We start from the raw sequence: 13864 nt of genomic DNA on the forward strand, positions 1-13864 counted from the left end.
CTTTATTCCTCAATTGCCATCGCTTGACCCGCTAACCATGAAGTCGTCCAAGCATTTTGAAAGTTAAAACCACCCGTGACCCCATCAATATCCAAGACTTCACCTGCAAAATAAAGATGTGGACACTTGCGACTTTCCATCGTTTTAAAATTAATTTCGTCAAGATGAATGCCCCCACATGTGACGAATTCTTGCTTATACGTGCTTTTTCCTTCAATAGGATATCGATCTTCACGCAAACATTGAACAAGTCGGTTGAGGCTGGCGTTATCTACATTTACCCATTTTTTTTCAGTATCAATCTCAGCGCGCGTCAACAACACCCTCCAGAGCTGACGAGGAAGGGAAAAAGGATTTTCAGATCCTAAAGACCGACGAGGAAAATCTTTACGCCATTGCTGCAAAGTGGAAATCACCCGCTCTGCTTGAAATGCAGAAATCCAATTAATCACAAATGTGCCTTTGTAACCTTTTTGATGAAGATCGCGAGCTCCCCACGCCGAAAGTTTGAGGGCGGCAGGCCCGCTAAAACCCCAATGCGTAATCAAAAGAGGTCCAGACTGAGCTAACGAAGTGCCATCGATTTTTACTTCTGCCTGTTCGACCGAAATCCCGGCTAATTCTTTCAAAGAAAAGTTCTGTATATTAAAGGTGAATAGAGAAGGAACTGGAGGAACAATGGTATGCCCAAGCGAGGCAGCCCACTGATGAGCCAAAGGATGACTACCCGTTGCAAGTAAAAGGCGATCCGCATGTAGACATTCCCCATTACTCAAAAACAACTTAAACGCCCCCTCTTCACGCTCAATCCGCTCAATGCCTGATTCAAGTTTAACGTTGACTTTCGCTTTGCGTGCTTCTTGCGTTAAACAATCAATAATCGTTTGAGAAGTATCTGTGATAGGAAACATCCGCCCATCTTCTTCTGTCTTTAAAATCACCCCCCGCCTTTCAAACCACTCAATCGTATCGCGGGGTTGAAAACGATGAAAAGGACCTAATAAAGCCTTATTCCCTCTAGGATAGTTTTTAACAAGTTGAGCAGGCTCAAAACAAGAATGGGTGACATTACATCTTCCACCACCTGAAACACGCACTTTCGCTAAAACTTGCCTTGTTTTCTCAAGAATAGTCACCTGCGCCAAAGGATTTTTTTGCGCACACGCAATCGCTCCAAAAAATCCGGCAGCCCCGCCACCTATTACCACACAATTTAAAGACATACTAAATTCCACAAAATAAAAGAGAAAAGTATAGAATAACGAAGCATTTTATCCAAGATTTAGAAGAGGACACCTAAAAATGTGATGACACCTTTAAGCTATAATAAAAGCTTTTTAGAGCGGTCACGACACCCGATTCAGTTGATTGATTTTTTCTTCTAAGACAAGAAGTTCATCTATCACTTGCTTGAGGTTAGAAAAAAAGACAAAATAATTTTCAACATCTGCGAAATTGAACTGACGAGTTGCACGGGTTGTCCGAAAGCGTTCGAGATCCACACTTAATTCATGCACCGTCATTTGCAATTGAGGCAAAGACTCGGCTTTTTCACCCGTCAACAAAGCGCGTGAAAGTTCATGAAAAACAACTTCTGTGAGGTTAGCTGTTTGCGTAAGATAGCTCGTTAATTCACTATCTAAAATACGCCGCAGCTGGAATTTGCGAAAGGCATGCATTTCTAAAACCTTATGAAAAAGCCTTTCCGCATCATCGATCAAATTCTCCCATTGATCCGTACTTGAGGCCTTGATCAATAGTTCCAGCTTTGATTCACTCAAGAATTTACGACTTTCCACGATCAGATTATCCCCTTCATCCAGGGTCTTGCGATAAGCCAAATTAAATTCTTCTAGTTCCCCATCCATACTAAGAAGCATACGATAGAGCTTTCCACTCAAATTCAAAAGCTGAGACATCTTTTGCCGAAGCATCTGTGTTGCTTCAGAGGGCCACAGTGTATGCGCGATGACAACCGCAATTAAAATTCCTAAAGCCGAATCCATGAATCGAAAAAATGCAAATGTCCAGGGACTTATCTCGGGGGAAAGCCCCCATAAAATCATGACAACAGAAAGAGACATGCAGGCAATCCGAATACTATCTTTCAAATTTAAAAAAGACAGCAGGCAAACTGTCAAAATGACAGATCCCCCCAATGTTAAAGGATGCGCCCCAAAAAAAGATGTGCAAACACCTCCAATAAGCGATCCAATAAAAACCCCTAAAAAACGCTCCCAAGCAGCTTTATAGGTCCCCCCTAGATGCGATTGCAACACGACAAAAGCAGACAGCACGCACCATGTCCCACTGACAAGTGTATCCGGATGAGCCATCGCTTTGCTGAACCACACCCCCAAGAACCAACTGAGCGCGGCAGCTATTCCACCGCGAATGGCAACTTTGATCTCGATTCGATCTAGGAAATTTTTCCCTTTTTTTAGCCCTCTTTTGATCCATGAAGCTAAAGAGAAAGGCTTTTCTTTAGAGATATTAGACTCTTGCATGGGATGGCTGTCCATTAGTTGCGAGATGCTTTAATTTTTGCTTAAAAACACACTTATACAATTCCACCTTACTATTGATAAGAGCCTCCAGCTCACCTTTTTTCCCTAAACATTGCGATTTGACAATTGGAGTTTTATTTTTCCTATTATTCCACACAAAGGCAGCCTTTCGGACAAACTCTTCCAATTCTTCTTTCTCCCATATATTTCGCAATTGCCTATCTTCCTCCGACTCTGCTTCCTGCCCACTACACTCAAGATCCCATTCTTGCTCACTCCATAGGGGATCGTTTAAAATCACATTGCTTGGGGAATAAAGCATTTTGGCTGTATTTAACCCGCTTATCACTTTCTCAATCATCGCTTTTGCATCTTTATGATCACTATAGGTCTTTTTTCGATACTTTCTAAGACCACATATAGCCATTTCAAAAATGCGTTCAATTTCAGGAAAATCTCGAGGATTATAAAGTTTAGCGACCAACCTGCCATCGGCGATCAACTTTTTCAAATCTTTGTAGCTGCTTCCATCACGCATCCGCGCAAACGATTGCCCAACACATGGTCGCATTAAATGCAGACGGTTTCGACTAAACTCAATTTTAATTCCACTTTCTTCATAGTAAAGAAGAGCTGCTTGAACTAGATCCGTCAAGGGATGAGTTGCTTGTTCAACAATACGATCTTGAGGTTGCAGTGAGCTGAAAGGATTCCACATCGCTTATTCCTTTTATTAAAGAAGACTGTTCTGTTTGAAACATAATCAGGAAAAGGAATAAGCGCAATTAAATTAACAAAAAGCCATCTACCACTTCACTACAGGAGGTAATGAGCAAAGAATAGCTTCAGGATTGCCTCCCGATTGAAATCCAAATTTCGTACCTCGGTCATACAAGAGATTAAATTCCACATAATGACCCCGCTTCTTGAGCTGAACTTCTTTTTCTTCGTCAGAGAAGGGCTGATGCACGCGCTTTTCTAAAACAGGCATGAGGGCTTTTGTAAACGTTTCTCCCACATCTTTCCACATGGAAAAATCATGAGAAACATCACCTGTGTTGTAATGATCAAAGAAAATGCCCCCCACCCCTCTTTCTATCTGCATATGAGGAATGTAAAAGTAGTCGCGAGCATTTTGAGAAAACAGCGGATACAGATGAGTTCCATGCTGATCTAATGTTTCTCGAGCAACAGAGTGAAAATGGAGAGTATCTTCTTCATAAGGAAACCCCATGGGAGTTAAATCATATCCCCCACCAAACCAAGCGCGATTGGCCGTTTCGATATAGCGAACATTCATATGAGCTGTGGGGGCATGGGGATTGCTCATATGCGTAATCAAACTCACACCCGTCGCAAAGAAAGGACCTTCGTCATCATTCATCGGGAATTTTTCCCCCCAGACCCCTGACCAATTGACCGCTGCTTTTTCAAAGACCTTTCCACGAAGAACAGAGATTTCGCCTCCCCCTCCACCCGAATGATAGGGCCATGGCTTTCGCTCAAACGTTTTCCCATCCTCAAGCTTTTCAAAAGCCTGAATAATCGTGTCTCGCAACTGTTTGAGATAGCAGATGACTTCCTGCCGAAAACCGAATGTTTCTTGTGATTTTTCTAATAAGCATTCAGTATTCAACATCATCTTTCACCTCTTCACTTGTTAGGTTTGAATATATTTTCGATTTACGCCTTCAAAAAATTCGTTTTTTAAAGCTTCATGCGTATCAAACGCTCCTCTCAGCACATTTGTGATCGTGTGGCTGTTCTCATCTTCGATTCCACGCGCGATCACACAAAAATGTTGGGCTGAAATGGAAACCGCCACATCTTGAGTATCCATGAGCGTGCATAAACTATCCGCAATTTGCGCTCCCAATCTTTCCTGCACCTGAGGACGACGAGCAAAAAACCGTACGATGCGAGGAATTTTGGATAATCCAATTAACTTACCATTCGGAATATATGCCACATGCGCTGTTCCAAACATAGGCACAAAATGATGCTCGCAGAAACTATGAAACTTGACTTTCACAAGCACCATATTCGCTCTTTCATCATGCTGATACTGATCTTCAATAAAACTCACTCGAGGAAATTCATTGAGATCAAGCCCTGAAAAAACCTCCTCAACATACATTCTAGCTACTCTCTCGGGGGTTCTTGCAAGAGATCCATCCGTTAGATCAAGATCCAATGCTAGCATAATGTCCCGAAATTTATCAGCAATAAATGCGATCTTTTCTTGCTTAGACATCGGATTTTTTTTGGCTTTAATGGGAGATGGATAACGGGTAATAGCCGCGCGTTTAGCAACAGCTTGGCTCACTTCAAACTCTTCGTGAGAAAGTTGCGGCTTATTTTTTTTACTCTTCGTCATGGTGGATCCTTAATTTTTTTTGCCTACGAATCTCCCCAGCAGCAATTGCGAATGCGTTAGCGACGTTCAAAGAATTTTTTCTTCCACAAAGGGGAATTTGGAGGAGAAAATCAGCTTGTTTTAAGGTGGCTTCCGAACACCCATATTCTTCATTCCCTAAAACGAGAGAAAAAACCTCTGGGAAAACAAAGTCGTAAATGGAAATGGCACAAGGACTTGTTTCAAGGGCAATGATAGGCTTGGGCAAATCTGTGAGAGGAATATCCTTAAAACATGTTACCCATTCAGAAGTCCCCATGGCGGTTTTTTGCACCTGAGAATGCTCGACACATGGAGTTTCCGGCGAAAAATAAAGAGAGCCAAGAGAAAAGGCCTCCACCGTGCGAATGATACTCCCCACATTAAAGGCTGAGCGAATGCTATCCAAATAAATGGCAATGGAACCTGGCTCCTCTAATACAACATCTCGATCTTGATGCGTAATCACAGGAAGCAGGTTCCATTCCTTCAAAGACATTTTGGCTTTTTTAAGATGCAAATGAAATTGGTTAACAAGGCTTTTGGAATCATCCAATACCAGCAAATTCCCATCCATCCAATCTTGCAATGTTTGATAGACCCCTAAAAGTTTCTCTCGTTCTTTTTTCTCTACTTTTTGTTCGTAAAGAAAGCGGATTAACTCCGCGCACTTTTTATGCTGCCTTTCTATCGGCAAACTGAGAAACTTTCTTTTTGTAAAATCAAACATGCCACACAACACTTAGGAAGATTTTGTCCTTTCTTCTTTAGCAATCAGATATTCATCTAAAGGCCCATCGAAGAAATGAACTCCATCCGCTTCAAAAGAAATGATTTTTTTTGCCACGTTGGAAATTAAATCGCGGTCATGGCTCACAACAATCACAGTTCCTTTATATTCTTCAAGCCCCCATGCCAAAGCAGAAACAGCTTCCAAATCTAAGTGGTTGTTGGGTTCATCAAGCAGCAATACGTTGTGCTCAGATAGCATCATACCGGCGATAATTAAGCGTGCTGTTTCCCCTCCGGAGAGGGCGGCAACAGACTTAAACGCATCATCCCCACCAAAAAGCATTTTCCCCATGACACTGCGGATATCCTGGTCATAGATGCCTGGCTTTCTCTCTTTCAGCCATTCAAATGCTGTAATCGTGCCTTTTTTCTCCACAATTTCACTGTGATTTTGTGGGAAATAACCAATTTGGACATTGTGACCTAATTCAACCTTGCCAGAATCTGGCTGCAATAATCCAGTCAGAAGCTTTAGCAATGTCGTTTTACCACGACCATTATTTCCGATAATGCCGATTTTGTCTCCCCGCTCAATTTCAAAATTGAAATCTTTCACCACAGGATGATCATAAGCTTTAGAAGCGTGATCGGACTTAATCACGATTTTTCCAGGCGCCTTCTCTGTCGGAATGAACCGGATATAAGGGCGCTGGATATTCGATTTTTTTAGATCTTGAGGTTGCAAGCGGTCAATTTCACGCAGACGTGATTGCACCTGGCTTGCCCGTGTACCCGCTCCAAAACGTGCAACAAACTCTCTTAATTGAGAAATCTTCTTCTCTTTAGATTTCGCATCTTGGTCAGCACGCTCACGCACAGCCGTTTTAGCAACAATCATGTCATCATAGTTTCCTGGGTAGACAATAATCGTGTCGTAATCGATGTCGGCGATATCTGTCGTAACCGAGTTTAAGAAGTGGCGGTCGTGGCTGATGACAATTAGTGTACCCTTGTAATTTTTCAAGAAAGTTTCTAACCAGCCGATCGACTCCAAATCCAAGTGGTTAGTCGGTTCGTCAAGAAGTAATGCTTCAGGATTTCCAAACAACGATTGGCATAATAAGACACGGAACTGAAGATCCGTCGGAATTTCATGCATTTTTTTCGTGAAAATGTCAGACGGAAGACCCATTCCAGAAAGCAAAACTTCTGCGTTGGCATCTGCTGAATAGCCATCTTCTTCAGCGATGATCCCTTCAAGATCCCCTAAACGCATTCCGACATCATCCGTCATTTCGACTTCATACAGGGCATCCCGTTCTTTCATGGCATCCCACAAGCGGGAATTTCCTGAAACAACCACATCCAATACGACAAAGTCTTTAAATTCTTCAATATTTTGACGGAGAATGCCCACATGATCAGGCAAAGTGACAGTTCCACTTGTAGGCTCTTCAAAGCCCATCACAATTTTTAAAAGAGTGGATTTTCCAGCACCATTTGGTCCTGTTAAACCATATCGACGCCCTTTGTTGAACGTGATTGTCACATCATCAAATAAAACACGGCTACCAAAACTTTTCGAGATCTTATTAAGAGTAATCATAAATTTAAATTTTACCAAGAATTCAAGAGTTAAAATACAATCACTTTACCAAAAAAAAGAGAAAGAAGAAAGGAAAATAATCGAACCGAAGAGGAGCCAACACACAGGCAAATTGAGTAGAAAATGCTTTAATCCATTCCTTCAAGGAGCCCACTCTTTTCTAATTCCTTTTTAGATGCGAGCGGAAATGAAATTTCTAAGTGGTGTGATTGATCATTGAACCAGTATGCCATAATATTCTTTAAGATTTTAAAATACACGTCTCTATCTTTGCCGCTTACAAATTAAAAATAGCGGGCTAATGGTCCGATTTTATAGGGGCAATTCTTCTCTAAAGGACCCAATTTTATCACAATTAAAGAAGGAAAAATTGATCTTATAAAAGAAATTGTGGGAAAAAAACTTTGGAAAACACTGATCGGAAAAGATGAAAATCGCGCAATGCACTCTCTTATTAAAACCGGCTATGCTAACCAACTACTTTTTTTTGCTCATCGGGGATTGGGTTTGATAAGCGGTCTAAATTCTAAAAGAGAAAACTTACTCCTAACAGCTATAAAGTCAAAGCAAAAGGAGGGAATTGACATTAGCTTAAAATTTGGAAATCATCCGGGTCAATATGGCGTTTACAAAACCTTTCGCTTTAATGCCCTATCTTTACTTGTCTACACCGGTTATATAGAAGGCCTAGACCAACTAGTAAAAACACTAAAAGAACTTCGACAGCTTCATAAGCTAGACTTTCACCAAATGACAAGCCAGTTGGGAAGCCTTTTACACGTAGCCATCTGGGCAGGTCAATCCACTATGCTGCAACATCTTTTACAAGTCTATTATGAACAAACTTATCCACTACTAGATGTAGAGAATCATGAAGGAAAAACACCGTTGATTCTCGCTGCTTCCACAGGTGATATTTATTCGTTAAAAATATTACTATCAAAAGGAGCTGATATAGAAAAAAGGGATTTTTTAGGTCAAACAGCGATGCATCACGCCGTTAAGAATGGACAAGTCCGTATAATAGCATTTTTATGTCATGCGGGTGCGAAACTAAATACATGTGACCATCAAGGACAAAATCCTCATGCATATAGCAATGATAAATTTATTAAAAATTTATTGATTAATCATTACGAATTTTTCCTCAAAGGATCCACAAACAAATTCATAGATTATCTTGACCAAAAACCATTTCATGCTATTTCCCAAGGAGGAGGAGCAAAAGGCGTCGTGTATATTGGTGTCACAAAGGCTATGGAAGAGCTTGGATTATTTGAAGAAATGAGAAGATTTGCAGGAACATCTGCAGGTGCTTTGTTAGCTCTTTTTCTAGCTATTGGATTCAATACTCAAATGCTAGAAGAAACTTTGAAGAACATTCTTACCAATGAAGCATTAAAGAGATTACTCGGACTTATTACCTTTGATTTAGAAGAGGAAGACAAAAAAAAATTTAGATAATTTTACAGCTTCCATAAAAAAAAATATCCTAGGAATAAAAAAAGTAGGTATTGGATTATTAAAATTATTTGCCATCCTAGCGGGACAGAGAACTGGATGGGCTGATGGTGTAGAATTAAAAAATTGGCTTAATGAAATCATAATCCTGCAGACAGGAATTGTAAATTGCACGTTTGGTGAATTTGCCGATCTTGTAGAAAAAGGAGAAATAAATAAGAAAAGCGCGAGGCCATTCAAGCATCTGCATGTTCTCACAACAGACCTAAATACCTCCTCATTGCTTCAATTAAATTCTGAACAAAAAAAATGGGAAAACTTTCTTATCGCCGATGCTGTGGTAGCATCTTCAGCTTTTCCTTTGTTGATTGCCCTTCAAAAAATGAGAGAAAAAGTTAATGGAAAACTTATTGTGAATCCCAAATATCAATGCACAGATGGTGGTTTTTTAGCTAATTTGCCAGACGAAATTTTTGATCGAGTGGAGAAAAGTGGATGGCTAGATTCTGAAACAGCTGTTCCTCAATTTAATAGACGCACAATCGCTTTTTGCTTCGAGCAATCACCAATTCCCCCTACCACAGACACTTCTTCAGCCTATACTTTTCTTTTAAGAGTTTTAAAACGGGTTTATCGTAAACCAGAAAGACTGAGAAAGCAAATTATGCCAAATAGGTATGAAACAAGATTAGTCAGAATTAGTAATGGTAAAATTCACACAACAGAATTTAATGCTCCCCAAGAAAAAATACAAGCTGCTATAGATGCAGCTTATACTTCAACCAAAGTATTTTTTGAAGAAAGAGAAGCTTATCTTGGGGACATTTAATAAGAAACATATGAGTAAAGTAGACGTTCATCTTGGAAGTCTACTTTATAAATTTTTATCTTAAAATTTTACTCCTAAGTTTTTTTTGATACTTGATTAAGTTTATCAAAAATAGACTTTCTATATTCTTTATGAATGATCATATTTGCAACCTTGAAAGCTTCATCAAGGCGACCAGCACCTGCAAATCCTTGAGAAAGAGCAGAAAGCGCATTATCATAATAATAATGTGTATATTTTTGTTCCTCAGAAAATTTAGAAATAATTTCTAGGGTTTCTTCTAACCTGCCCAAACTTGATAAAACAATCACAATCTCCAAAAAAATGGAATTTTGAGCCGTATGACGCAAATAATCACCTGCAATCTTCTCCGCCTCTTTAAAATCTTGATGCTCGATGCATACTTGAGCAATATCTTTATAGACCTGTTCCATAAGCATCTGATTAGAAATTGTTGAAGCTACTTTTAATGATGCTTCAAGCTTCTTATTTTTCACTAAGGCAAGTGACACTAGATTTCGTAGATAATTTTTTCTATCTTCTGTAGTGATCAATATTATCACTTGTAAAGCTAAATCTGTATCGCCGAAATTTACCGCACATGTTCCAAGGATTGTATACGCATCATCTTTATACTTAGTCCCCTCTATTGCATTTATGATTCTTAACGCTTGCGGAAATTGTGAAGGATCAGCTTGCTTACGAACTAAGTCACACAAATATTTCTTTAGATCATCATCTTGCTGAGTCATTCTTCCAAGCAACGCAAGAGTTTCTTCGACTCGTTGCATAAAAGCAAATGCCTCCACTGCATTTTTAAGTTGAATATGATCATTTGGAAATTTTTTCAATAATTCGAAAGCTTTTTCATATTGTTCTAAATGAATCAAATGATCTATCAAGAACGAATAAATATCGTCATCACCAGCCGGGATCAAATTGAATATGTCAACGGTTTGGTCCCATAATTTTTCTTTTACAAGCTTGGTTATATAGATCAGTAGATATTGTTTTTTTTGAAACATTACCTCTAGGGGAAAAACATCGTCAAAAATACCATTAAACATCCAAGGTATCTCTACCTTGGCTACTAATTTTTGAAACTCTTTTGCTCTCCCATCCAGTCCTAAAAGGATTTTGATTTTTACTCGTTCATGGAAAAGAAGAGTTTTAAGCTGAAAAAGAGTTGTAGCCCGACTGAACAAGAAATTCTCTTTTCTTTCTTGCAAATATTGCAACTCTTCATGGTGTAAGGAAAAAGAGGCACTCATTAAGGCATCAATGAAATTTTTAAATTTTTCTGACTCTTGTTTCTTCGCGGCATAAAAAATTCTTTCACCCAATGCACTACATACCGATGCACAAGATTCATAGTCTTTTGAATCCATGTTACTTAAAACTTCAACAAGCATCTCCTCCGGAAGATCAAAAATTTTCTTTATTGTAGACAAACCTTTAACTTTTTCGATAACAGCGTCAATGGAATCTTTTTTTTCTTCACAAAATTTTTCGTGAATTTTTCTGTGATTATTAAGAACTGCAATCAAGATTTGCTGGTCCTCGTTATAAAGAAATTTTTGATGCTTTTCAGCAAATTTTGCAACTTCTCGTGCAACTCTTAAAGGCGACGTCTGCGTTAAATGAGCAACATGCGTTAAAGAGATTAACCATTTTAGCCAAGCAACAACTTTTGAATCTTTTTTTTGATTTGTTTAATCGAGTATTTAAATAACCTTCATGAGCTTCACTAATTTTTTGAAGTTTCAAAACTTGGCAATGAAAATCTTCCTTAGTTTTACAAATTGAAAAAGGCATATAAACCTCATATATAAGCCAATTAAAAATAATAAGTTGTATACTTGTATTGAGATATTGTCAAAAGTTTGTATTTTGAAAATATCTAATAGCATATGGGTAAACCTTTCATCAAAAAACTTGTTAAGCATACCGTTTGAACTTAGAATCCATCTGATGAGTAATTTAACAGAAAAATATTTCAAATAAAAAACACCTATTTTTCTTGGAATAAGATTCTCCAGCTTTATTGTCGAAAAACTTGACGCGTTGAAGAAATTGGGACATTTAAATTATGGGTAAGAAGCAAAAGAAAAACAGCTCAGATTCTGTAAATACAACAGAAAAAGCCAGAAAACAAATCATAGCTGGCGAAGAACAAATTTGGGCAATTTTCAGATTTTAAAATATACCATTATGGCAGTAGCTCAAGCTATGTTCAAGCCTCTTGCTTAGATATAATTCAACAATCAGATCCATTTTCCAACTTCGCTATTAGCAGATTTCAAGTATTCAATTAATTTTTAATTGCAACTGAATGGCATTTTAGGTATTTTTTTTGTAAAAATTTTCCTAAAACACTGAGAGTGGTTTTTACTGAGAGTTGTTTTTATGGATGACACAAGCATAAAGAATTTTTGGGAATGGTTTTCAAATAACGCCGAAGATTATTTTTATTTTGAAAAGAATCAAGATGTCCTTTTCTCAAATCTTCACGCATCGTTGAGCAAAGTGCACCCTGATTTAGTTTTTGAATTTAGCCAAGTTCTAGAGGATGGAACAAAGGAACTTGTCATTTCTGCTGATGGGATCAAAAGCTTATTCCCTATTGTGGTTAATTTAGTTAGCCAAGCCCCTTTTTTTAAAAAATGGACGATTATCGCTTTCCGTCAACCTCGAAACTTTACTCAAATCATCTATCAAAATGTTAAAATAAATCTGTCCGATGCCTTTTTCAAATACGAAAAAATGGATGGGAAAATCCATCTTGAATTATACCTCAGGAATTTTTCCGATTCCGAAGAGTGGCAGACTGCCACATTTATTTTACTCGATCATTTATTAGGTGAATTTTACACAGAAATGACTTTAGGTCACATAGAGATAAAAAGATTAGATGAAAAGAATATGGATGAATTATTGCCTATAAAAGATTTAGTCGAAATCGTTTATGATAATCACCGCAGTCCAACTGCACAGATGTTCCAAAGGCTAAAAAAATACATTCTTCGATTCGCACGATTTCGCCCATACTCATTTCTAAACAATTAAACAAGTTAGCTGTGAAATGAAATTTGTGCAGGTGTGAAATCCATTATATCACCAGATTCTGCTTGTCTTCCCATTCCTTCTGAACTGAAATCTCTATCAAATAACCACCAGAGGCTTCAAGATTTTCCTGCACAACAATATACCAATCTTCTAAGATTTTTCCTATAACGTTAATTTTAATCGTTTCATTGCTCTTACAATGCCCCATCAGGCTCTTGGATGGGTTTGATCGTACACCTTCTTCTTAAGCCCTTTTGAAACTTGCGTGTAGATGGTAGTGGTGGCTAAAGAGATATGCCCTAAAATCATTTGAATCGTTTTTAGATCCATTCCATTTTCTAACCAATGTGTCGCAATGGTGTGCCGAATGGTGTGAGGCGTGACTTTTCCAATTAATCCACTGGCTGTGAGGTATTTATCAAATTTTCGATCCACCGAACGTGTTGTGAGCCGTGTTCCAAGGCGATTTAAGAAAATAGCATTTGAATCTTGCTGCGCAAAATGCCCATCTATTTCTACGCATCTTTCAGGATGGGTTAGATAAGCATTAATCCAATCCGCTGCATTTTTAGTAATCGGAACAATCCGCTCTTTCTTTCCTTTTCCTTTTAGTTTAATCAAAAGATTTTTTGGATCAAATTCTTGTCGATCTAGGGCAACAAGTTCACTCACACGAAGACCAGAGCTATAGAAAAGCTCCATAATGACGCGATCTCTAAACCCTAGAAACGTTTTTGTATCGGGTTGATCAAACAATGTTTGCACTTGATCGTAAGAGAGTGAATTGGGCACCTTTTTTTCTACCCGCGGCGATTCAAGCTCTTCCGTCGGATTAGCTGAAATCCATTTTTGCGCAAGGGTATATTTAAAAAATGTTCGCAAAGAGGAGAGTCTGCGCACGACTGTACGCTTATGTACTTGATTATCGCTCAAATGGGCAAGAAAACCTCGAATTGTTTTGCGCGTAATGGTGTCTAAAACTAATGCAGCATCATAGGTTTTCAATCTTTCGGAGAAGGGCTCATTATAACGAATCTTGGGGGGGAGCTTTTCATCTTCTTCCTCAGGTAGGAGGTCGTGCTCTAGATACTCTTTTAAGGTATTTAAATCGATAGCGTAATTACGAACAGTATGTTCCGACGCATTTTTAATAATTCGTAAGTATTCCAGAAAGCGATAGGCAGCTTCGATAAACACGTTAAAACCCTCATTGATTGTGATCAAAGATTGATCTTGTAAAAAAAGAGGGCTTTTTGTCTATGAAATTA

Annotated in this window: 13 protein-coding genes; 3 read left to right on the forward strand and 10 right to left on the reverse strand. The window is 38.6% G+C overall.

The annotated features are described in order from the left end of the window. Positions 1–2 precede the first annotated feature (2 nt). The 7 genes from AOM43_RS10965 to AOM43_RS10995 all read right to left on the reverse strand — a co-directional run bounded on the left by AOM43_RS10965 (position 3) and on the right by AOM43_RS10995 (position 7240). Positions 3–1223, reverse strand: coding sequence for a BaiN/RdsA family NAD(P)/FAD-dependent oxidoreductase (locus tag AOM43_RS10965; protein WP_059360288.1), 1221 nt, complete (start codon positions 1221–1223; stop codon positions 3–5). A gap of 123 nt (positions 1224–1346) precedes the next feature. After that, entirely contained in the window at positions 1347–2507 is a 1161-nt protein-coding gene (locus AOM43_RS10970; RefSeq protein ID WP_006340484.1) for an FUSC family protein, read from the reverse strand. Then, positions 2494–3225, reverse strand: a complete 732-nt coding sequence (locus tag AOM43_RS10975) for a hypothetical protein (RefSeq protein WP_006340485.1) — start codon at positions 3223–3225, stop codon at positions 2494–2496. Before AOM43_RS10975 ends, AOM43_RS10970 begins: the two co-directional genes overlap by 14 nt. An 87-nt stretch (positions 3226–3312) precedes the next feature. Further along, positions 3313–4146: an oxygen-dependent coproporphyrinogen oxidase gene (gene hemF / locus AOM43_RS10980; protein WP_013924265.1), complete on the reverse strand. Its 834-nt coding sequence runs from the start codon at positions 4144–4146 to the stop codon at positions 3313–3315. A gap of 21 nt (positions 4147–4167) precedes the next feature. Beyond that, positions 4168–4884 carry a GTP cyclohydrolase I FolE gene (gene folE, locus AOM43_RS10985; protein ID WP_006340487.1) on the reverse strand — a complete coding sequence of 239 codons (717 nt, stop codon included), beginning with the start codon at positions 4882–4884 and terminating at the stop codon, positions 4168–4170. Continuing rightward, the gene (locus tag AOM43_RS10990; RefSeq protein WP_006340488.1) at positions 4871–5632 is read right to left on the reverse strand and encodes a TrmH family RNA methyltransferase; all 762 of its coding nucleotides are present in this window, start codon (positions 5630–5632) and stop codon (positions 4871–4873) included. Before AOM43_RS10990 ends, folE begins: the two co-directional genes overlap by 14 nt. A 12-nt stretch (positions 5633–5644) precedes the next feature. Continuing rightward, complete coding sequence (locus AOM43_RS10995) at positions 5645–7240, reverse strand: ABC-F family ATP-binding cassette domain-containing protein (RefSeq protein ID WP_006340489.1); 1596 nt, start codon at positions 7238–7240, stop codon at positions 5645–5647. A gap of 390 nt (positions 7241–7630) precedes the next feature. Between AOM43_RS10995 and AOM43_RS14015 the strand changes: the two genes are divergently transcribed. Both AOM43_RS14015 and AOM43_RS14020 read left to right on the forward strand, forming a co-directional pair. After that, positions 7631–8704: an ankyrin repeat domain-containing protein gene (locus AOM43_RS14015; RefSeq protein ID WP_264358372.1), complete on the forward strand. Its 1074-nt coding sequence runs from the start codon at positions 7631–7633 to the stop codon at positions 8702–8704. A 145-nt stretch (positions 8705–8849) separates the two neighbouring features. Further along, entirely contained in the window at positions 8850–9530 is a 681-nt protein-coding gene (locus AOM43_RS14020; protein ID WP_264358374.1) for a patatin-like phospholipase family protein, read from the forward strand. A gap of 74 nt (positions 9531–9604) precedes the next feature. Here AOM43_RS14020 and AOM43_RS11005 read toward each other — a convergent pair whose 3' ends face one another. Beyond that, complete coding sequence (locus AOM43_RS11005; RefSeq protein WP_226987504.1) at positions 9605–11077, reverse strand: F-box protein; 1473 nt, start codon at positions 11075–11077, stop codon at positions 9605–9607. An 859-nt stretch (positions 11078–11936) separates the two neighbouring features. On the opposite strand from AOM43_RS11005, the gene AOM43_RS11015 reads away from it, so the two are divergent. Next, positions 11937–12596, forward strand: a complete 660-nt coding sequence (locus tag AOM43_RS11015) for a hypothetical protein (protein WP_226987505.1) — start codon at positions 11937–11939, stop codon at positions 12594–12596. A 43-nt stretch (positions 12597–12639) separates the two neighbouring features. Here AOM43_RS11015 and AOM43_RS13570 read toward each other — a convergent pair whose 3' ends face one another. Beyond that, complete coding sequence (locus AOM43_RS13570) at positions 12640–12804, reverse strand: hypothetical protein (protein ID WP_013924259.1); 165 nt, start codon at positions 12802–12804, stop codon at positions 12640–12642. Next, the gene (locus tag AOM43_RS11020) at positions 12804–13793 is read right to left on the reverse strand and encodes a tyrosine recombinase XerC (protein WP_059360293.1); all 990 of its coding nucleotides are present in this window, start codon (positions 13791–13793) and stop codon (positions 12804–12806) included. Before AOM43_RS11020 ends, AOM43_RS13570 begins: the two co-directional genes overlap by 1 nt. Between the last annotated feature and the right edge of the window lie 71 nt (positions 13794–13864).

It is taken from the genome of Parachlamydia acanthamoebae (genome assembly GCF_000875975.1).
In the GTDB taxonomy this organism is placed as follows: Bacteria; Chlamydiota; Chlamydiia; order Chlamydiales; family Parachlamydiaceae; genus Parachlamydia; species Parachlamydia acanthamoebae.